The sequence below is a fragment of the Streptomyces sp. NPDC090442 genome (genome assembly GCF_044769405.1).
Taxonomy (GTDB): Bacteria; Actinomycetota; Actinomycetes; order Streptomycetales; family Streptomycetaceae; genus Streptomyces.
Window position 1 is genome coordinate 168,408 of the sequence record NZ_JBIVXW010000005.1, and the last position, 17,781, is coordinate 186,188.

The 17,781-nt window shown below is 70.2% G+C and carries 24 protein-coding genes; 8 read left to right on the forward strand and 16 right to left on the reverse strand.

Annotated elements, in window-relative coordinates:
- The 15 genes from ACIQU6_RS06300 to ACIQU6_RS06370 all read right to left on the reverse strand — a co-directional run bounded on the left by ACIQU6_RS06300 (position 1) and on the right by ACIQU6_RS06370 (position 8,656).
- Positions 1 to 837 carry a bifunctional DNA primase/polymerase gene (locus ACIQU6_RS06300; RefSeq protein ID WP_403480457.1) on the reverse strand — a complete coding sequence of 279 codons (837 nt, stop codon included), beginning with the start codon at positions 835 to 837 and terminating at the stop codon, positions 1 to 3.
- Between the two features lie 95 nt (positions 838 to 932).
- Positions 933 to 1,361 carry an NUDIX domain-containing protein gene (locus ACIQU6_RS06305; protein WP_403480458.1) on the reverse strand — a complete coding sequence of 143 codons (429 nt, stop codon included), beginning with the start codon at positions 1,359 to 1,361 and terminating at the stop codon, positions 933 to 935.
- 16 nt (positions 1,362 to 1,377) lie between these two features.
- Positions 1,378 to 1,650, reverse strand: coding sequence for a hypothetical protein (locus ACIQU6_RS06310; protein ID WP_403480459.1), 273 nt, complete (start codon positions 1,648 to 1,650; stop codon positions 1,378 to 1,380).
- Between the two features lie 230 nt (positions 1,651 to 1,880).
- Positions 1,881 to 4,166 (reverse strand): FtsK/SpoIIIE domain-containing protein, encoded by a 2,286-nt coding sequence (locus ACIQU6_RS06315; RefSeq protein WP_403480460.1) that lies wholly within the window; start codon positions 4,164 to 4,166, stop codon positions 1,881 to 1,883.
- Between the two features lie 91 nt (positions 4,167 to 4,257).
- Positions 4,258 to 4,440 (reverse strand): DUF6257 family protein, encoded by a 183-nt coding sequence (locus ACIQU6_RS06320; RefSeq protein WP_403480461.1) that lies wholly within the window; start codon positions 4,438 to 4,440, stop codon positions 4,258 to 4,260.
- A gap of 75 nt (positions 4,441 to 4,515) precedes the next feature.
- The gene (locus ACIQU6_RS06325) at positions 4,516 to 4,911 is read right to left on the reverse strand and encodes a DUF6251 family protein (RefSeq protein WP_403480462.1); all 396 of its coding nucleotides are present in this window, start codon (positions 4,909 to 4,911) and stop codon (positions 4,516 to 4,518) included.
- 7 nt (positions 4,912 to 4,918) lie between these two features.
- Positions 4,919 to 5,128: a hypothetical protein gene (locus ACIQU6_RS06330; protein WP_403480463.1), complete on the reverse strand. Its 210-nt coding sequence runs from the start codon at positions 5,126 to 5,128 to the stop codon at positions 4,919 to 4,921.
- Between the two features lie 58 nt (positions 5,129 to 5,186).
- The gene (locus tag ACIQU6_RS06335) at positions 5,187 to 5,363 is read right to left on the reverse strand and encodes a hypothetical protein (RefSeq protein ID WP_403480464.1); all 177 of its coding nucleotides are present in this window, start codon (positions 5,361 to 5,363) and stop codon (positions 5,187 to 5,189) included.
- A gap of 18 nt (positions 5,364 to 5,381) precedes the next feature.
- On the reverse strand, positions 5,382 to 5,606 hold the full coding sequence (locus ACIQU6_RS06340; RefSeq protein ID WP_403480465.1) for a hypothetical protein: 225 nt from the start codon (positions 5,604 to 5,606) through the stop codon (positions 5,382 to 5,384).
- Between the two features lie 28 nt (positions 5,607 to 5,634).
- Positions 5,635 to 6,018 carry an RRQRL motif-containing zinc-binding protein gene (locus tag ACIQU6_RS06345; protein WP_403480466.1) on the reverse strand — a complete coding sequence of 128 codons (384 nt, stop codon included), beginning with the start codon at positions 6,016 to 6,018 and terminating at the stop codon, positions 5,635 to 5,637.
- Positions 6,018 to 7,370 (reverse strand): hypothetical protein, encoded by a 1,353-nt coding sequence (locus ACIQU6_RS06350; RefSeq protein WP_403480467.1) that lies wholly within the window; start codon positions 7,368 to 7,370, stop codon positions 6,018 to 6,020. Before ACIQU6_RS06350 ends, ACIQU6_RS06345 begins: the two co-directional genes overlap by 1 nt.
- Positions 7,367 to 7,519: a hypothetical protein gene (locus ACIQU6_RS06355; RefSeq protein WP_403480468.1), complete on the reverse strand. Its 153-nt coding sequence runs from the start codon at positions 7,517 to 7,519 to the stop codon at positions 7,367 to 7,369. The genes ACIQU6_RS06350 and ACIQU6_RS06355 overlap by 4 nt, the downstream gene beginning before the upstream one ends.
- Positions 7,516 to 7,800, reverse strand: a complete 285-nt coding sequence (locus ACIQU6_RS06360) for a hypothetical protein (RefSeq protein WP_403480469.1) — start codon at positions 7,798 to 7,800, stop codon at positions 7,516 to 7,518. Before ACIQU6_RS06360 ends, ACIQU6_RS06355 begins: the two co-directional genes overlap by 4 nt.
- Entirely contained in the window at positions 7,797 to 8,393 is a 597-nt protein-coding gene (locus ACIQU6_RS06365; protein ID WP_403480470.1) for a hypothetical protein, read from the reverse strand. Before ACIQU6_RS06365 ends, ACIQU6_RS06360 begins: the two co-directional genes overlap by 4 nt.
- Complete coding sequence (locus ACIQU6_RS06370) at positions 8,390 to 8,656, reverse strand: DUF6284 family protein (protein WP_403480471.1); 267 nt, start codon at positions 8,654 to 8,656, stop codon at positions 8,390 to 8,392. Before ACIQU6_RS06370 ends, ACIQU6_RS06365 begins: the two co-directional genes overlap by 4 nt.
- A 701-nt stretch (positions 8,657 to 9,357) precedes the next feature.
- On the opposite strand from ACIQU6_RS06370, the gene ACIQU6_RS06375 reads away from it, so the two are divergent.
- The 3 genes from ACIQU6_RS06375 to ACIQU6_RS06385 all read left to right on the forward strand — a co-directional run bounded on the left by ACIQU6_RS06375 (position 9,358) and on the right by ACIQU6_RS06385 (position 12,392).
- Entirely contained in the window at positions 9,358 to 10,203 is an 846-nt protein-coding gene (locus tag ACIQU6_RS06375; RefSeq protein WP_403480472.1) for a sigma factor-like helix-turn-helix DNA-binding protein, read from the forward strand.
- Positions 10,204 to 10,205: 2 nt separating this feature from the next.
- Positions 10,206 to 11,012, forward strand: a complete 807-nt coding sequence (locus tag ACIQU6_RS06380; RefSeq protein WP_403480473.1) for a hypothetical protein — start codon at positions 10,206 to 10,208, stop codon at positions 11,010 to 11,012.
- Between the two features lie 486 nt (positions 11,013 to 11,498).
- Complete coding sequence (locus tag ACIQU6_RS06385; protein WP_403480474.1) at positions 11,499 to 12,392, forward strand: LysR family transcriptional regulator; 894 nt, start codon at positions 11,499 to 11,501, stop codon at positions 12,390 to 12,392.
- Between the two features lie 78 nt (positions 12,393 to 12,470).
- Here ACIQU6_RS06385 and ACIQU6_RS06390 read toward each other — a convergent pair whose 3' ends face one another.
- Positions 12,471 to 13,247, reverse strand: coding sequence for an oxidoreductase (locus tag ACIQU6_RS06390; protein WP_403480475.1), 777 nt, complete (start codon positions 13,245 to 13,247; stop codon positions 12,471 to 12,473).
- A 487-nt stretch (positions 13,248 to 13,734) separates the two neighbouring features.
- Here ACIQU6_RS06390 and ACIQU6_RS06395 point away from each other — a divergent pair, with 487 nt between their 5' ends.
- From ACIQU6_RS06395 to ACIQU6_RS06415, 5 genes are all read left to right on the forward strand, one after another.
- Entirely contained in the window at positions 13,735 to 14,286 is a 552-nt protein-coding gene (locus ACIQU6_RS06395) for a flavin reductase family protein (protein WP_403480476.1), read from the forward strand.
- A 44-nt stretch (positions 14,287 to 14,330) separates the two neighbouring features.
- Positions 14,331 to 15,839: an AMP-binding protein gene (locus tag ACIQU6_RS06400; protein WP_403480477.1), complete on the forward strand. Its 1,509-nt coding sequence runs from the start codon at positions 14,331 to 14,333 to the stop codon at positions 15,837 to 15,839.
- A complete protein-coding gene (locus ACIQU6_RS06405; RefSeq protein ID WP_403480478.1) occupies positions 15,823 to 16,086 on the forward strand; it encodes a phosphopantetheine-binding protein in 264 nt (87 codons plus the stop codon). Before ACIQU6_RS06400 ends, ACIQU6_RS06405 begins: the two co-directional genes overlap by 17 nt.
- Positions 16,087 to 16,155: 69 nt before the next feature.
- The gene (locus ACIQU6_RS06410) at positions 16,156 to 16,533 is read left to right on the forward strand and encodes an ectoine synthase (protein ID WP_274914452.1); all 378 of its coding nucleotides are present in this window, start codon (positions 16,156 to 16,158) and stop codon (positions 16,531 to 16,533) included.
- 106 nt (positions 16,534 to 16,639) lie between these two features.
- On the forward strand, positions 16,640 to 17,779 hold the full coding sequence (locus ACIQU6_RS06415; protein ID WP_403480479.1) for an acyl-CoA dehydrogenase family protein: 1,140 nt from the start codon (positions 16,640 to 16,642) through the stop codon (positions 17,777 to 17,779).
- Positions 17,780 to 17,781 lie beyond the last annotated feature (2 nt).

Below are 17,781 nucleotides of genomic sequence, written 5' to 3' on the forward strand. Positions count from 1 at the left end.
TCACAACCCCAGCGCGGCCTGGGCGTTGGCCCAGGCGTCGGTGCAGTGCCGGGGCGTCTCTCCCTTGGCCTGCGCGGCGGCGAACAGCCGCTGCATGTGCGCGTCCGTGAGGCAGCCGCACCGGCCGTGGGTCGACAGGACAGCGAGGAACGTCCGGTAGACGGTGGTGTGGACCGCGCTGGGCGCCTCGGTGATGCGCTGCTCGGCCATGACGATGCCGCGCTCCAGGTAGGTGGGCGTGCGGTGCCGGCACTCCCCGCCGGCGGCGAGCGCGGGCACGGCGACGGGCCGGACCGTGGAGAGCTTCTTCACGACCAGCGCGCGCACAGCGTCGGGCAGACCGGTCATGATGCCGGATCCGGGACCGAGCCAACGGGCGTAGGACATGAGCGACTTGATGTCGATGCCGGGGCGCACAGCGTTCGCGGACTGCATCGCACCTCGGTAGATCCAGTGCTCACCCCGCGTCGTCGACACCGTGCGAGTGGCGGGCAGATTCTCACGAGCCCATGCGACGGCTGCTGCGTCGTCCAGGTCGACCACCGTCAACTCCGCCCCGCCAGGGTGGTAGGCGACGGCCGCGGCCTCGCGCCACACGGACGCCCATGCCGGAGAGGTGAGGACGCGGGGGTCGGTGGTGGCTGCGGCCCACGCGTGGCATGGTCGTGGGCACTCGCAAGGGCCGGCGTTCTTCATGTTCGGCCGCCCGCCGCACGCATTCCCCTTGCATGCAGGGCAGTTGCCGAACGGGACCTTGCCCGCCCGCAGGGGGAGGACCGGCACGTCGGCGGCGGCCAGGGCGAGGGCTACTCGCCGAATGTCGGTGGGTTGGGTCATGCTGGACTCCTCCAACAGTTCTTCGCTGGGCTGGTGGATGAGGGCGGCCCGGGCTTTGGCGAGACGCGGGCCGCCCTCGCTGTGTCTGGCGGGGGTCAGAGGTTGAGGGGGTCGCCCTGGCGGGTGACGGCGCGGAGGATGTCGGCGTGGTCGAACGCCAGCGGCGGCAGGTCGTTCAGGGGCCACCAGCGGGCGGAGCGGGCGTCGTCTCCGGCGGCGATGGGGGTGCCGGCGGGAACCACGGCAAGGTAGGCGGCAGTGACGTACCTGCCGCGCGGGTCACGGTCGGGCTGGTCCCAGACACCGATCTGGCGCAGGTCAGCAGCGGCCACGTGGACGCCGGTCTCCTCGGCCAGCTCTCGGGCAGCCGCCGCGCGGCTCGTCTCCCCGGGGTCCACATGGCCACCGGGCAGCGCCCAGTGGCCTTCGTAGGGGTCCCAGCCTCGCTCAATGAGCAGGACACGGCCGGCACTGACGACGACCACGTCGGCGGTGTAGCGGATGGTCTCGAAGGTCTCGATCACTTGGTGTCCTCTCGGGTTAGAAGGGCGGTTCGTCGCTATAGCCGCTGGGCGGGCTCCGCCGCAGGACGCGGGACAGGCGCGGCAGCGGCATCAGGAGCCAGCGGCGGTCGGGGTCCCAGCAAGTGCAGGGCTCCCAGCCGGTGCCGGCGTACTCGCCGGTCTCGGGGTCGCCGTAGTCGTAGGCGGTGCCGCCGTCGCCCTCGCAGCCCGGGCAGTCGGGCCGGGGGGTGTCGGTGAGGACGAGGGCCGGTCGGGGCCAAGTGGCGCGCTGAACGCGCAGACGGAACATAACGGCTCCTTGGTCACCGTGTGTAGCTGCTGGCTGGTGCAGGAGGGAAGTGGGGAGAGGGCCACGGGTCCCGTTTCCGCGGTGTTCAGGCCCTCACAGGGTGGAGACTCCCCAGGCTCCCCAGACTCCCCAACCGGGATGAATGTGCAGGTCAGGGGTGGGGAGGCGGGTTGGGGAGGCGGTTGGGGAAAACTCCCCAGGATCTCGCCGCCTCCCCAACTCCCTCCCCATCACGCTGAGTCGATCTCTCCGGCGTCCTCGACGTCTTCAGCGCGGGTCTCGATGGCCGCGACCACCCGAGCGCGGGAGATCGTCTGGTTGCCGTTGTACTTGCGTGGCTCCGCCCCGAACGGCTTGAGAGCCTGCGCCAGGTCGGACGCAGACCACGGCCGGTAGACGGCCGGGTTCCGTTCCGCCAGGCGCTGGCGGACCTCATCCGACTTCATGCGCTCCGCGGTACCGAGCACGGCAAGCACGTCGGCGAGGTGGTCAACCTCCTCGGCTGGCTCCGCGGCGTTCTGCGTCTGGACGCCGGCCCGGAGTGCCTTCGCTCGTTCGGCGATCTCCTTGGCCGGGTCGATGTCGATGAAGTGCGTGCGCACGGTCACCGATGACTGGCCGGGGGCGAGCTTGATTCCGTCGCCGGCCACCACGAGCGTGCCCTTGTCGAGCCCCTGGCGGAGCTTGTGCGGGGCGGCGCCGCCCGCCAGGGCCTGAGCCCCGACGGCCATCTCCGCTTGCGACTCGGTGCCCACCACGAGCGAGGCCCGGATGTGATTGCCCTCGCGGGACCGCTTCGGCAGGTTCTCGTTCGTCGGGTCCTGCGTGCCCTCCCAGGTCGTGACGCTCACGGCTCGACCCTGGTCGTGGATCTTTTTGATGGCCTGGAAGTACCGGCTGTCCGCTTTCGATCCTCCATAGGGGGCGCCGTACTTGACCGTCCCGTTCTCCGCGACATACGTCTCCCTGGCGCCGGAGCCGTAGGCGACTTGGGCCTCATCGATGATGAGCACCAGGGGATCGAACCGCGGGTCAGCCAGGATCTTGTCTTGTGACCAGCCCTTGCGGGTCAGCTCGTTCATGAGCGCGATCCGGCGCCCCATCTCCTCTACGCCTTCCTCGGCCATCTCCGTGGCAGCGATGACGTGTTCATCCGTCGGTCCCTCGATGAGCACCTCGGCCAGCCCCCGGAACATCGACCAGTCGCCGACGCCCTTCAGGTCCGCGAGGCGGAACTTCACCCGAGGATCAAAGGCCAGCCACAGCGCCAGGGCCCGCAGGGACGCGGTTTTGCCCTGGTTGGACAGACCGGTGATGAGCATGTGTCGCTGGAACAGCGAAATCAGCGCCGTGTCGCCGCGCAGGTCCTGACCCCACGGGGCGCGGCCCGACTTGTAGTCGGCCGTCACATCCGGGTCCGTGACCAGCGGCGACGGGCCGATCGGCTCATCCAGCGCACCGGAGTCGGCGATCCACATGCGCACCGTGCGGGGCGCCGGCGGGATACTCATGTGCAGCTCGTGCTCGTGCCGGTTGAGGTTCTCGGCGAGCTTGCGGCGCTTGCCCAGGATCTCTTCCGTCGAGACGCCGGACGGCAAGGTGACATCGACCTCGACGCCGCGCCCGGCGAGGGTGATGGGCCCGAGCATCCCGGCTGCCCCGTCGGCCATCTCCTTGATGGCTTTCTTCAAGGCGGGGACGCCCAGGTCGGAGAGGGCTTTGACCACGACCGACGGGGTGACCGGAACGTCGTCCACCGTGCCGGATGCCGGCCGGGTCCACGCGGGGGCCGTCTCGTTCTTGTGGCCGGCCCGCCACAGATGCGACAGGCCAGCCATGACCGCCAGCCCCAGTGCCGGGGCCCAGGCGATCGACGCGAACCAGCACAGCGCCTGGATCGCGTCGATGGCGGCCAGCGTCGGGGCCACCACGTCGTGCAGCTCGTGGTCATGGATCGCCATGCAGATCCCGATCAGCAGCAGGGCGCCTTCGGCCGCGGCCGTGCCGATCGCGGCCGACTTCGCCATCGTCGGCACCTTGTGGACCAGCTCAATCCGCCGGGTATGGCGCTCCCGACGGAACCGGTCGGCCCGGTCCTGCCACTCGGCCGCCGCCGCGTGATCCCCGGCGGCCAGGGCCAAGGCCCGCATCCGGTGATGCACGGCAACGGTGCGGCCCTCCCAGCCCCGTTTGGCAACGACCCCGGCACCGCCGACGACATAGCCACCGTGCCGCACCACCAGTCCGACGGATGCGCGCGTGCGGTCGTGCGTGACCAGCGCCCGCACCTGGCGGGCGATACCCCTGATCCGGCGAGCGCGGCTGGAGGGCAACGCGGCGTCAACGACGGACTGTTGCGGCTGATCCGGGCCGGCGTCAGCGACCGGCACGGGGGTGGTGGCGTCTTTGACCAGGGATACGGCCGGCGCCGGTGCGGCGGCGGTGCGGGTGGCGCGGTGTTCGTCGAGGTTGTGGACGGTCCCCATCGGCGGTTGCTCGGCCGCGGGTTCGGTCATGATGGAGTCTCCTGTCCCCGCCTATGTGGCGGAGGTAGGCCCGGGGCGGCCGGACTGCTGCCAGGCCGTGCACGGCCGTCCCGGGGCGAAGTCACTGCATGGATTGGCTCTCTTGCCGCTTGCGGGCGCCCTCCAGGACACCCTCCAACTTCCGTTCCAGGTCGCCCTGGTAGACCTCGTCACCCGCCAGACCGCGTTTGGCCATCCGGCCGATCAGCCAGGCGACCTTGGCCTTCTCGGCCGCGGTGAGTGGCGGCTGGTTGTGCTGGGCCATCTCGGTTCCCGTCTGGGCCGGGGCTGTCCCGGCTCCCCTCACCGCCCACTGTGGGGCGGGCGGATCGGGCAACCGTCAGCCGCGGCGGCGGGCCTTGGCGACGTTCTTCGCGGCCGACTCCCCTTCGGGGCCGCCGACGGACTTCACGACCTGGCCCACGCCCCATGCGGCGGAGACCAGGGCCAGGGCGATGAAGCCGATCGGGAGGGCGGCGGAGGCCAGCAGCGTGGCGAGCATCGGGCCGAGGAAGACACCAGCGGCCACCGCGCCGCCGCCGATTCCGGCCCCGAGGGCGACGCGTTGGACGGTGCGGTCCGGCGGGGCCTGGTGGATGTGCTGGACGACGATCGGCCGCCCGTCGTCGTAGGCGACGGGGCCGGGCATGGGTTGGGGCTGGTAGACGGGCAGGGGCGGTTCCTGCCGCGGGGTGGGTAGGGGGTTGTTGAACTGGTAGCGGCGCGGGGTGGCCATGATTCTCCTAGTCCAAGTCCCGGTCGTAGTCCCAGATGTCGGCAACGAGCCCGTCGCCGCGCACCCGGACGGTCGTGCAGCAGGTGTCGCAGACGTGCTGCGAGGCGCCGCCGTCGTTCGTGTGGACGGTCATCTCCTCGTCGCAGCACTCCAGGCGGTTGCCGATGCCCAGTTCGTCGCCGAGCGAGATCTCGTAGCCGTGCGCGTACGGGCCCATGGCCCTCCTTCTTTCAGGTCAGGTGCTGTCAGCGGTGTGGTGTCGTGGCGGGTGGAGGTCAGTCCTCCAGGTCCTCGTACTCGTATTCGCCGAAGCGGGCGGCGTCGGCTGCGGCCTGGTGGTCGCCTGCCACGTCCAGCAGCCAGCTGCGGGTCGGCTCGGCGGCGGTCTCCGCGGCCTGACTGATGGCTGCGGCTTCCTCGTTGTGCATGCGGATGGCGTCGGTGCGCTTCACGGCCGGGCTCCTTCGGTGCTATTGGGTGTCGTCGGTGTCGAACGTGGCGTAGCCGCCGGCCTTCGGCGCGTGCAGCAGGGTGTCCGCAGCGGCGAACAGTGCGGCGCCCGCAGCAGCGGCCACGGCGAGGCCGGAGTGCCCGCTGTCGGTGGCCACCCTTGCCGCGGCTTGTGCGGCGGAGTTGACCTTCAGGACGTTGGTCGGGTCGTTGGTGGCGCTCATGATCCGGTCGTACAGGCCCATGTCAGGGTCCTCTCAACAAGCGGGCAGCTCAGGCCGCGCGCTGCTGGTCGTCGGGATAGGCGCAGGGGATACAGACGCCGAGGGAGCGCGGGATGCAGTACCCGGCGTCCATACGGCAGTTGGGGCAGGTGCGGCGAGCCGTATTGGCCTTGGCCAGGGCCGCCCGCCGGCCGGCCGTCATGGGCCGGACGGGCACAGCGAGATCGGTGCGGTAGAGGTAGCCGGCCAGCGGTTCCCGGCCCCGCCGCGGGCGCAGGATCTGCGCGACGACCTCCTGGCCGCCGGGGCGTAGGCCCAGGGCGCGGAGTTGGCGGCGTGTGGCGTAGCCATCGGGGGCGAGGTGCCAGGGGTAGGTGGGGATGCCAAACCGCTTGCCCGTGGGGTCGAAGCAGTCGGCCAGCCGCGGCCGCATCACGCAGCCTCAGCCGCGGAAGGCTCCCCGCCCTCGTCGGCACGCTCGGCCCGCAGGGTGTCGCGCAGGTCCCGGGCCTTTGCTGGTGCCGTGTGGATCGCCTTACGGATCGCTTCGGCGGTCAGGTCCTCGATCGACCAGTCGGCCGTTGCCGATCGGGCCTGATCGAGCAGTTGCTCGGGGGTCCGCTTCGGTTGAGTCGATCGGGCCGCGGTCGGCACCTTGCCCGTCACCCGACGGGGCTTCGGCGCATCCTCGGCAGCCGTTCGGACCGGTTCGATCGGAGCCGATCGGACCGGCACGGGCGGCGTGACGGGGGTGTCGGTGTGCTTGACCAGATCGACCTTCGGGCGGTCCAAAGTCGGTCCTGGGGTGGCCTTTTGGGGGTTCGATCGGTCGATGGGCATTGATGTCGATTTGTCGAGATCAGCCGTAGACCGTTGCGCAGCGTCGTCCGGCCCCGTGTGGGCCGGTCCGGGCTGGTCCTGGTCGGGCTGCTGGGCGCGCGCTTGGTGCATGTCCTTGGCGGACTTCGCGGCCCGCTCATACAGCTTCGGGGTCATGCCGGGGTCGGGGCAGCCGTGCACGATCGACCACGCCCGCTCGAACGCTGCCTGCCGATCGAGGTCCCCGAACGGGGCCGCGGAGACCAGTCGATCAGCGATCCGAACCACCTTGCGGTGATGCCGACGACGGCGCCGAGAGTGGTCCCGTCGATCGGCGCCGGCGCCCTCGATCGCCGCGGCCAGAGTCGATACCCATTGGCGGATCTCGAAGGCGATCGGGCCCAGCAGCGTCACCGCCGCCAACCCCAACCCGACCGCCCGCGCATCCTCGGCACTCAGGCCGTGGTGGGCGCGGGAGAGGCCGTAGCCGTAGTTGATGAAGGCAGCGAACCCGGCGAACGCGGCGATCAGACCACGCAGCAACCACCGCACCCACACCGGCAGATGACGAGCATCGGCGTAGGCGACACCGGCCGCCATCACCCACGCCAACCCCTCGATCGCCAACGGCAAAGGCAGCAGCAGCGGGCTGATACCGACGAAGTGCATGACCTGCGCGGGCAGGGACGCCAACCCGGAAGCGGTGACCACGGCAAGGGTGCCGCGGCGGTAGATCTCCGCCGGCGTCAACACCTCCCGCCGACGCTCCGCCCGCTCCCGCCGACGCTCCTGCCGGTCCAACCGATCGGCCTGCCGGGCGGCCCGCGCCTGGTCTCGCAGACGCTCCTTCCGCTCGTCGGCCTCACGCTGCCGCCCGGCACGCAATTGCTCGCCGTGCTGGTCGTCGAGACGCTTCTGTTCAGCCTTGACCTTCTGGTCGGCGCGACGTTCCTCGTAGAAGCTCACCCCACACCCCCCGATCCGGGGTGGTGCAGGACGACCAGCACGGTCACGTGAGCGCCGGACGGTGGGGCGAAGGCGGCCAGCCACGCCACACCGACCAGGGCCACCAGCACACGCAGGCGCCGGGCCGCGGAGCGCAGGGCGAGGGTCATGACGTACCCCCGTCATCGGGCCACGGGGTGTAGTCCACCGGTTCGCGGGCGGTCCGCCCGCACAGCCACTCAGCGGCGCACCCCACCTCATGGTCGTCGAAGAGGACACCGGCCAGAGCAATCCGCACGCCTGCGGACCGGGACTGCAAAACCTTGGCGTGGGCGTGTTCGTCCACGTCCGTCACGTCCGGCAGAGGGATATCCACTGCGTCATGGATCGCGCGCAGCAGCGCTGCGACCGCGTCTGGGAGAGAGTCGATGTGTACGGCCGGCTCGCTCATGCCGCACCCCCTACCGGAGCGTTGTTCAAGCCGGTCAGGTCGGCGATCTCGTCGCCGGTCAACACGGTGCGCTCGTCGATGGCGTGCGCCGTGGCACAGATCTCCGGCCACAGGTAGGACACCTTGCGGCGGGCCATGCCCTGCACCATCCCCCATGACTTGCCGCCCTGCGGGGTGTGGGTACGGCCCAGGCGGTAGCCGAACTGGGCCAGGACGTCGATGGCTTGCTCACGGTCGTGGTCGGCGGCGCAGGCCGCGGCCCGCTGCGGCGTCCAAAGACCGTAGGTAAGCAGGTAGTTGACGTGAGCGATTTCCCCAGCCGCGCAGTGCGCCGCGTAGTGCCACGGCGGCGTGTTCTGCGTCTTGTGGGCGGTGTGGCCGGTGACGGCGACGCATCCGGGCTGCGACTCCCACGCGATGACCTCGGAGGTGACCACGTGCATGCCGTAGGCCAGGGCAAGGACGGCGTGGCCGGCTTCGTGGAACGCGATGCCCAACCGGGCCTGCTCGTAGGTGCCCGGCATGTCGAGCCGGGCGCGCGGGGCGCCGGTGTGGTCCAGCAGCAGCTCGGGGGCGGGGGCAGTGCTCCTCACGCGGCACCCCCAGGCAGCATCGCGGGGGCGGCGCGGTTCGCGAGGTCCCGGCGGGCGGCCAGCACCCGGCGGCGGGCCCGACGGATGCGCCGCTCGTCCAACTCCGCGACGGGGCGGCCAAGGACGGGCAGGTAAGCGTCCAGCAGGTCCATCTCGGCCGTGATGAGCGGCATCTCGGCGTCGATGGCGTCCAATTCGGCGGCCGTCGGCTCCAGCCACGGCGCGAACGCCACCGCAGCATCGGCGACAGTAATCTGAGTCATGGGTCGTGGTTCCTTTCAGCGGGAACGGCCTGTCAGCGGCCCCGGGGGTGCCTCCCCGGGGCCGCGCGCCGTTCAGTGAGAGATGCGGAATCGGGCGGTTAGCGGCCGCCCCCGTTGCTGGAACGCCGGCTGGCGTCACGGACCTTGTCCGACAGCTCACGGCGCTCGTCCTCGGTCAGGTGCGTGATGACGGCGTGAGGTGTCATGCTGTGGGCGTTCACAGGTAGTTCCTCTCTTCAGGTGCCTGTGGCCGCGCCGTCCGGGTGGCGTCCCGGGCGGCGCACTTTTGCGTGGAGCGCATCGCGGCTCCCCGCGCCCCGCCCGTACGGCATCAGCCGGCGGACGAGGCGTGGGCAACCGCCGCGGTAACCCGCGGCAGTCCCGTTGAACAGGTATGTCTCCTTCGGGAACACGAGCTCCCGTTCCAGGCGTATGGAGACGTGACCTTTCGGTCTAAGCCCTCCCGGATGCAAAGGGCCCGGGGTCCCTCGCCCCCGCCGAAGCGGGGCCTCATGACCCCGCCGAAGCAGGGCCCTTTAGTGGTGCATTCGTGCAGGTCAAGCAGGCGAAACCAGTCCCCTTGGTGTTGCTTAGGGGGGCTTGCCGTCTTGCTTGTTAGAGACCATAGGCACCCCCTGCGGGTTCGCGCAACCCCCTCTCGCGATAGAGTTGCTAGACCCCCTAAGCGAGGAGTGGAGACTGTGCACGACGACATGAAGCGGGTCTCTGAGATCGCGGCCCCGGTCGAGCGGGCCAAAGCTGCGATCGACCTGATGGCGACGTATCAGGGCTGGGTGTTGGAGCTGTCCCGCGTCCGCCGTGAGGCCATCGAGGAGGCGCAAGCATCCGGCATGACCCAAGCGGAGATCGCGGCACAGCTCGGAGTGAGTCGCGGCCGGGTAGGACAGCTCGCATCAGCCGGTCCGCCCCCGGAGCGGGCGTTCTTCGGCACGGACCTCGTGACCGTGTCGCTCGGTGGCAAGTACGAGGGCGGCAAGACCCCTGACCAGAACCCGAGTGAGGTTGTGACCAGGGAAGATTTCAAGAACTTCGAACACCTGCGGAAGCTGCTGAGCGGGATGAAGCTGGAAGCGGAGTACGAGGTGATTCCGCCGTCCGGCATCGTCGATCTCAACCGCGAAAACCACGTGGTCGTCTGTGGGCCCCGGCTATCCCCCGTCGTAGCCATGGTGCTTGCGGGCGACAACAACTTGGCGTTCGAGAAGGACCACGCCTGGCACTTGGTGGACAAGAACGACGGGAATGTCTACCGCTCGCCGAAGGATGAGGACGGCTCAGCGAGCGACTTCGGCTACCTGGGGCGGCTCCCTCGGCTGGATGGCCGCGGCACGTTCCTGTACATCGCAGGAATCCACTCCGTTGGCGCCAACGGAGTCGTGCACTACCTGGAAAACAACCTCGCTGATCTGTACCGAGAGGTTCGCACCCGTCGATTCTCGACACTCATCTCCTGCCGCTACGACCCCAAGACGCTGGACGTGCTGGAGAGCCGCCGCGTCACCCCGCTCTACCGACACGAGGGCTGATCATGCGCGTCGCCATCGACACACGTCCCGGGGGAGTCAACCCGAACGAGGATTGGGCGGCCGGCACCCCGACGCTTGCTGTGGTGCTGGACGGCCTCAGCACCGCGGGATTGACCACGGGATGCCGGCACGGCGTCCCGTGGTACGTCGCCCACCTTGGGGGTCACCTCGTCGCCGCTCTCGCGGACACGAACCGCCCCCTGTCGGATGGCCTGGCTGATGCTCTCGAACGCACCGCGGCGCTGCACCCCGAGTGCGACCTCGGCAACCCGGGGACGCCATCAGCCACGGTCGCGATTTTGCGGCAGCGAGAGGATGCCCTCGATCACCTCGTCCTCGCGGACTCACCGATCGTCTTCGAGGGGCCGCGGGGGTACTCGGCAATTACTGACCTTCGGGTGGACGAAGTTCTTCCGGAGCTGAAGGCCGAGGTCGAGAAGTACGAGACTCACACCCAAGAACACAGAGAAGCCTTGCAACGCCTCGTCGTTGCGCAGCGGCAAGTGCGCAACACTCCGGAGGGGTACTGGGTGGCTATGGCTGGCCCGGAAGCAGCAGAACACGGCGTGGTCGGCTCCACACCGCTCGATCAAGTGCACGCGGCCGCAGCCCTTTCCGATGGCACGTCCAGGCTCGTGCTGGAATACGAGATGGCGACCTGGGCTGAGGTTTTCGCGACGCTCAGGACGGGCGGACCGGGCGAGCTAATCGACACCGTGCGGCGGGTTGAGGCTACGGACCCCACAGGCCAGCGATGGCCGCGCTACAAGTCCGGCGATGATGCCACGGTGGCCTTCTGTCAGTGGTAGCAGGCTGGCCGCAGTGGCGCGGCCACGCGCTCAGGAATGACGAACGCGCCCGGTCAGCGATGGCCGGGCGCGTCTCAGTTTCCGTCTCATTCACCGCCGACCGATGCCGTTCACGGCGGTTCACGCCACAGGCGGGAGTACGGGGATGAACGAGTCTGAACAGCCGCGGGTTGGGCCCTGACCAGCGCGAACAAACCTCGAAAGCGAGTGTGGCGTAACCCGTCACCGAGGGTTCAAATCCCTCCGCTACCGCCAGAGACACCCCCCTGATCCGCGGAAACGCGGATCAGGGGGGTGTTGTGCGTGGTGGGTGGGGCGTTGCCGACGCACGGTGCCCGGCTCAACTCGGAGGGGGCGCCGTGCACTTGGGCGGGGCGCCGGCCTCGCCCTGGTGGCGGGGGAATCTCCGTCGGCGGAATCGGGTTGCTCGACGTGACGGCGAGGGCCAGTGGGGGCCGCAGCCATCGCGGGGAGGGGCGGGAGTCGATGAGCCTTCGTCAGTTCGAGTACGCACTGGCCGTTGCCGAGGAGGGGTCGGTGACGGCGGCCGCGGAGCTGCTGCACGTCGCTCAGCCGTCGGTGTCGCAGCAGATCCGCGGCCTGGAGCGGGAGCTCGGCGTGGAGCTGTTCGCCCGCACGCCGACCGGGCTGGTGCCCACCGCGGTCGGCCGCGCCTTCCTGCGGGACGCGGAGGCCGCGGTGAGCGCGGCGCGGCGGGCGCGGGCGACGGCGCGGGCCGGCGCCGAGGAGCTGGTGGGCGAGTTGGTGGTCGCGGTGCAGATGGGCTTCGGCACGCGGCAGTTGCCGGGCGCGCTGGGCGCGCTGCGCCGTCGCTTCCCGCGGCTGGAGGTCACCGTCTTCGAGGAGCCGAGCTCCGCCGAGTTGGAGCGGCTGTGTCGCCGGGGCGTGCTGGACCTCGCGCTGATGGCGGCGTGCAAGCGGAGCCCCGCCGACGCCCACCGCCTCGGCGGCGAGGAGTTCGTCGTGGTGCTGGGCGCCGGGCACCCACGGCTCGCCGCGGACCGGGTCGCGCTGCGCGAGCTGGCCGGCGAGCCGTGGGTGCGGTTCGACCGCGACAGCGCGCTCGACGGCGTGCTGTCGGAGGTGCTGCGGGGCGACGAGCCGACCCCGACCACGGCCGCCCGGGTGTCCCAGACGGCGACGGCCGTGCGCTGGGCCGCCCACGGGCTGGGGGTGACGCTGGTCCCGGCCTCCGCCGTGCCGCAGGGTTACGAGCACCTCGTGCGATCGGTGTTCCCGGCCGTCTCCCAGCCCGTCATCGCCGTGCTCCGGCAGGGCGCCGGCCCGGCGGAGACGGCCCTGCTCGACTTCCTGCGTCGGGAGACCTGGGCCGAATCCGCTGCCTCCTCACCGGTGTGATCCGGGCCGGGGGAGGGCGGTGGCGGGGTGTCGGTGCATTCCGTTGACCGGAGCCGGCGTTGGGGAAGGCGGGTGTCGTCAGCCGCGGGGGAACTCGCCGCCGTCCACGACGAGATTGCTTCCGGTCAGCCAGCCCGCCCGGTCGGACGCGAGGAACAGCACCGCGTGGGCGATGTCGTCGGGTCGGCCCTCGCGCCCCAGTGGCGGGGTGTCGTGGGCGTTCGTCTGGCCGGGCGCCGCGTTCAGGCGCGCCCACTGCTCCCGCGTCGCTTCGCCGCCGGGGGTGGCGACCCGGCCAGGGGTCACGGTGTTGACCCGGACTCCGAACGGGGCCAGTTCCAGGGCCAGTCCGCGGCTGTAGTTCTCCAGCGCGGCCTTCGCCGTGGTGTAGTGCAGGAACTGTCCCACCGGGGTGCGGACCGCGGCCGAGGAGACGTGCACGACCAGCCCCGAACGCCGTTCCCGCATCCCCGGTGTCAGCAGCGAGTCCAGCCGCACCGACGCCAGGAAGTTCAGGTCCAGCGCGTCCTGCCACTCCTCGTCGGGGATGGCCGCGGCGCTCTCGTGCGGTTGCGCCCCGCCCGCGTTGTGGACCAGGACGTCCACCCCGCCGAGCACGTCCCGCGCGGCCGCGGCGAGCTCCTGCGCGCCAGCCCGCGTCCGCACGTCGGCCGCCACGAAGGCGGCCCCCTCCGGCGCCGCGCTCGTCGCCGACCGGGCCGTCGTGAGCACCTGGGCGCCGGCGTCCAGGAGTTGGCGCACGACGGCCGCGCCGATTCCGCGGGTGCCGCCCGTGACCAGGGCCCGCTTTCCCGCGAGTTCCCGTGTTCCCGATCCGTTCTCGCCTGTGGTCATGGTGAGGTCACTGGTCCTTTCGATCCCGTAAGCGCCTGCTCGACCGAACAAGGGGCGACGCGCACAGAGCGCGGGCCTTCGAGGGAATCGCGGTGCGCGTCCCGTCGAGCTGTTTCACGGTAGGTCCGGGAAAGAACGCGGGGCAAAGACGAAATGTCAGCAGGGGGTATAGGGGGTTCCTATGGCGGGCCGGGCGCCACGTTCGTGACATGTGATGGAGTCCAACTAGACGTATTTCCACGACACTTGGGCCGCGCCACCGGATCCCGGTTGGCGGTTCCGGCGTCGCCGGCCCCAAACGCTCCCACCACCCGTCTACCCAAGTGAGTAGTGGAACCCCTCACTTGAACGAGTAGTGGCTCGGAATTGGCCGCAACCGTAAAGTCGAAACGCACCCAAGCAGCAGCGCCCGGACCGCCGACAAACGACCCGAAGGGTCCGCGTCGACGGCGGGCGACTATATGGCAAAGGGCGGTGTCGGCGAATTATGGATGCATTACTGGCCAGCGGGCGAGATGACATTCCCGAGTGCCAGGAGAGCGATTTTCGCGCCGCGGCGGGCAAGTTCGCCTCCGGCGTTACCGTGGTCACCACGCGGAACGGTTGCGAGGTGTACGGCAAGACGGTCTCCGCCTTCGGCTCGCTGTCCCTCGACCCGCTGATGGTGTCGGTGTCGATCGGCCGGCTGAGTCCGCTGGTCGCCGCGATCCTGAAGGCCGAGGTCTTCGCGGTCAGCGTGCTGCGGCATGACCAGCAGCAGGTGTCCCGGCACTTCTCCACGCGCGGCAACGGCCGTGCGATCGGCGCGTTCCCCTCCGTGGGGACCGAGAAGGCGGTGACCGGCGCCCCGGTGATCTCCGGGTGCCTGAGCTACTTCGACTGCCGCCTGGAGAACGTGGTGGGCGGCGGCGACCACGCGATCATCATCGGGCGCGTGGCGGCCGCGGCGGGCGGCGACGGGAAGCCGCTGCTCTACTTCGACGGCGACTACCGCGAGATCCGGTCCACGGCCCCCGTAGCGGGCGTGCCGGCGCACTAACTCCGGCTCGACACGGAACAGTTGACGGGACAACGGATACCACCATGCCCTCACCAGCGTTCTCAGCCCTCGACGAACACGCGCGCGCACGGCCCGGCGCCCCGGCCCTGCTGTACGGGGAGCGGACGGTGTCGTACCGGGAACTGACCGGCCTCGCCGACGGGTTCCGCGCGTGGCTGACCCACTACGGCCCGGCGCCGGGCACCCCCGTGTGCGTGCGGGCGCACAAGTCGCCCGAGGTCGTCGCCCTGGTCCTGGCCTGCCTGTTGGAGCGGCGCCCGGTCCTGCTGCCGTCGGCGGAGCTCGGCGCGCAGACGCTCCACCGACTCGTCGCCTCGGCCGGCATCCGTCACCTCCTGACGCCCGGCGGGCCCGACGCCGACGTGACGGTGGAGACCGTCGAGGCGCGTCCGGACGCGCCCGCCGTCCCGGAGGGGACGGGCCTGCTCCTGACCACCTCGGGCTCCACCGGCATGCCGAAGGTCGTGCCGCTGGCGACGGACCGGCTCGCGCCGTTCTTCGCCTGGGCGTCCGAGCACTTCGGGATCGGCCCCGGCACCCGCGTGCTGAACTACGCCCCGCTCAACTTCGACCTGTGCCTGCTCGACGTCTGGACCACGCTGGTGGCCGGCGGCTGCGTCGTCATGGTCGAGCGGGACCGCGCCACCGACGGGCACCACCTGCGCGCGCTGATCGAGCGGAGCGGGGCGGAGGTCGTGCAGGCGGTGCCCATGTTCTACCGGCTGCTGCACGACGCGGACCCGGGCGCGGACCCGCTCGAAGGGCCCCGGCACGTCGTCTTCACCGGCGACGCCATGCCGGCGAAGCTGGCCGCCGCCCTGCCCCGGCTCTTCCCCAGGGCGGCCCTGCACAACGTCTACGGCTGCACCGAGACCAACGACAGCCTGGTCTTCGACGCCGCCCCCGGCCAACTGGAGCGCTGGGACCCCGCGGTGCCGCTCCCCCTGGGGCGGCCCCTGCCCGGGGTGCGCGCCCTGCTCATCGGGGAGGACGGGCGGGAGCTCGAAGGGCCCGGGCGCGGCGAGTTGTTGGTGCACACGCCCTTCCAGACGCCCGGCTACCTCGACCCGGAGCTCGGGCGGGACCGCTTCGTCCGCAGAGCGGACGCCGACGGGCCGCGCACCTACTTCCGCAGCGGCGACGTCGTCGTCCGGGCACCGGACGGGACGCTGTCGCTGGCGGGGCGGGCCGACTTCCAGGTCAAGGTGCGCGGGGTGCGGATCAACGTCCAGGAGGTCGAGCAGGTCATCTCGGAGCACCCGGACGTGGCCGAGGCGGTGGTCGTCGCCCTGCCCGACGAGGTGGCCGGCCACACGCTGCACGCGCTGGTACGGCGTGCCCCCGACACCGGCCTGCACAGTCTGGCGCTGCGTCAGCACTGCGCCGCAAGGCTGGTCAGAACGTCCATCCCCGCCGACATCCGCATTGTCGACGAAGACCTACCCAAGGGCCTGACCGGAAAGGTCGATCGGGCCGCGGTCAAGAGCTTGAGGATGAAGGGACAAGGCCAAGAAAGTGGACAACGTACCTGAGATCAAGCGGTTCCTCATCAGGGAATTCCTGCCCGACGTGCCCGTCGACCAACTCGACGCGGATCTCGACCTGTTGGAGACCGGGGTCATCGACAGTCTCCAGTTGGTCCGGGTCATTTCCTGGCTCACCGAACGGTTCGGCATCCCCATCGAGCAGGTGGAGCTCGCACCGGACAACTTCCGCTCGGTGAACACCATGCAGAAGTTCATCGAGTCGGCGACGAGTGGTGTGGTCACCGCTCGCTGAACCAACTACCCACGAATTCCCGGCGACTTCGCCATGGGGGTTCGGTCGGCCTAGAAAAGGAGTCATCCCATGTTCGCCCGAGTGAAGTCCGACGTCCAGGTCGTCGATTGGGGCAATGGCCTCAGCCACCGTCTCGTGGTGAAGTCCGACGAAATGGGTTTCACGGTTGCCGACACCCTCGTCCGGGCCGGCACCAAGTCCCGTCTGCAGTACCGCAATCACCTGGAAGCCTGCTACTGCGTCGGCGGCAGGGGCGAGGTGGCCAGCGCGGACGGCTCGACGACGGTCAGGCTGGAGCCCGGCGTGCTCTACGCGCTCAACGAGCACGACGCCCACTTCCTCATCGCCGACCCCGACGAGGACCTGCACCTGATCAGCGTCTTCAACCCCCCGCTGAACGGCGACGAGGTCCACAGCCTCGACGAGAGCGGCTTCTCCTGCTACTGACGGCCGTCCTCCCGGGGCGGACCGGCCGCCCGGCCCGCCCCGGGAGGGGCTTTGCGTCCCCTCCTGCATACCCCCTCGTACGACGAGACCTTGGAAGTGGTGAGCTGTGATCCAGTGGAGCGATGACCAGCGCGAACTGCGGGAGGCAGTGCTCCCGTTGGGCGCGCGGCTCAGCGAAGGCCACCTGGAGCGGGACGCCCGTGGCGAGTTCTCCCGTGAGCTGTGGAAGCTCGTCCAGGACTCCGACCTGCTGCGGCTGCCCACCGACGAGAAGTGGGGCGGGCTCGGCCAGGACCTGCTGACCACCCTGTACGTCCTGGAGGGCCTGGGCTACTCCTGCCGCGACGGCGGCCTGTCGTTCTCCGTCACCACCCACATGGTCAGCACCGGCGTCCCCCTCCAGCGCTTCGGGTCCGAGGACCTCAAGCGGCGCTTCCTGCCCGCGGTGTGCGCGGGCGACGTCATCGGGGCGCACGCCATCTCCGAGCCGGAGGCCGGCTCGGACATGCTCAACATGCGCACCACCGGGCGGGTGGAGGACGGCCACCTCGTCCTGAACGGCAACAAGTCCTTCGTCTCGAACGGGGCGGTGGCCGACGTCTTCGTCGTCTACGTCTCGACCGGGGCCCAGGGCAGCCCCTTCGGGGTCACCGCCGTGCTGGTCGAGCGCGACACCCCCGGCCTGACCGTCGGCAAGCCCATGTCCAAGATGGGGTTGCGCACCTCGACGCTGACAGAGCTGTTCTTCGACGACTGCCGGGTCCCCCTGGAGAACGTCATCGGCCGGACCGGCTCGGGCTTCCTCGTCTTCGACCACGTGATGAAGTGGGAGGTGCTGTGCTCCTTCGTCGTCAATGTGGGAGAGATGCAGCACCGCCTTGAGCGGGTCCTCGAATACGCCAAGTCCCGCCAGCAGTTCGGCAGGAGCATCGGCTCCTTCCAGTCCGTGGCGAACCGCGTCGTCGACATGCGGATCACCGTCGAGACGGCCCGGCGCGCCCTGTACGAGGCGGCGTTGAAGATGGCCGCGGGCGAGGACGCCACCGTCGACGTCGCCACCGCCAAACTCCTGGCCTCGGAGGGCAACCTGTCCACGGCCATCGCGGCCGTGCAGACCTTCGGCGGTTACGGATACATGACCGAGTACGGCCTCGAACAGGACGTACGCAACGCGCTGGCCGGGACGATCTACTCGGGCACCAGCGACATCCAGCGCACCCGCATCGCAGCCATGATGGGCCTTTGAGA

Coding starts and splice junctions, on each gene's coding strand:
- ACIQU6_RS06300 (WP_403480457.1), bottom strand. CDS start 837: ATGACCCAACCCACCGACATTCGGCGAGTAGCCCTCGCCCTGGCCGCC.
- ACIQU6_RS06310 (WP_403480459.1), bottom strand. CDS start 1,650: ATGTTCCGTCTGCGCGTTCAGCGCGCCACTTGGCCCCGACCGGCCCTC.
- ACIQU6_RS06315 (WP_403480460.1), bottom strand. CDS start 4,166: ATGACCGAACCCGCGGCCGAGCAACCGCCGATGGGGACCGTCCACAAC.
- ACIQU6_RS06320 (WP_403480461.1), bottom strand. CDS start 4,440: ATGGCCCAGCACAACCAGCCGCCACTCACCGCGGCCGAGAAGGCCAAG.
- ACIQU6_RS06325 (WP_403480462.1), bottom strand. CDS start 4,911: ATGGCCACCCCGCGCCGCTACCAGTTCAACAACCCCCTACCCACCCCG.
- ACIQU6_RS06330 (WP_403480463.1), bottom strand. CDS start 5,128: ATGGGCCCGTACGCGCACGGCTACGAGATCTCGCTCGGCGACGAACTG.
- ACIQU6_RS06340 (WP_403480465.1), bottom strand. CDS start 5,606: ATGGGCCTGTACGACCGGATCATGAGCGCCACCAACGACCCGACCAAC.
- ACIQU6_RS06345 (WP_403480466.1), bottom strand. CDS start 6,018: ATGCGGCCGCGGCTGGCCGACTGCTTCGACCCCACGGGCAAGCGGTTT.
- ACIQU6_RS06355 (WP_403480468.1), bottom strand. CDS start 7,519: ATGACCCTCGCCCTGCGCTCCGCGGCCCGGCGCCTGCGTGTGCTGGTG.
- ACIQU6_RS06360 (WP_403480469.1), bottom strand. CDS start 7,800: ATGAGCGAGCCGGCCGTACACATCGACTCTCTCCCAGACGCGGTCGCA.
- ACIQU6_RS06370 (WP_403480471.1), bottom strand. CDS start 8,656: ATGACTCAGATTACTGTCGCCGATGCTGCGGTGGCGTTCGCGCCGTGG.
- ACIQU6_RS06380 (WP_403480473.1), top strand. CDS start 10,206: ATGCGCGTCGCCATCGACACACGTCCCGGGGGAGTCAACCCGAACGAG.
- ACIQU6_RS06385 (WP_403480474.1), top strand. CDS start 11,499: ATGAGCCTTCGTCAGTTCGAGTACGCACTGGCCGTTGCCGAGGAGGGG.
- ACIQU6_RS06390 (WP_403480475.1), bottom strand. CDS start 13,247: ATGACCACAGGCGAGAACGGATCGGGAACACGGGAACTCGCGGGAAAG.
- ACIQU6_RS06395 (WP_403480476.1), top strand. CDS start 13,735: ATGGATGCATTACTGGCCAGCGGGCGAGATGACATTCCCGAGTGCCAG.
- ACIQU6_RS06400 (WP_403480477.1), top strand. CDS start 14,331: ATGCCCTCACCAGCGTTCTCAGCCCTCGACGAACACGCGCGCGCACGG.
- ACIQU6_RS06410 (WP_274914452.1), top strand. CDS start 16,156: ATGTTCGCCCGAGTGAAGTCCGACGTCCAGGTCGTCGATTGGGGCAAT.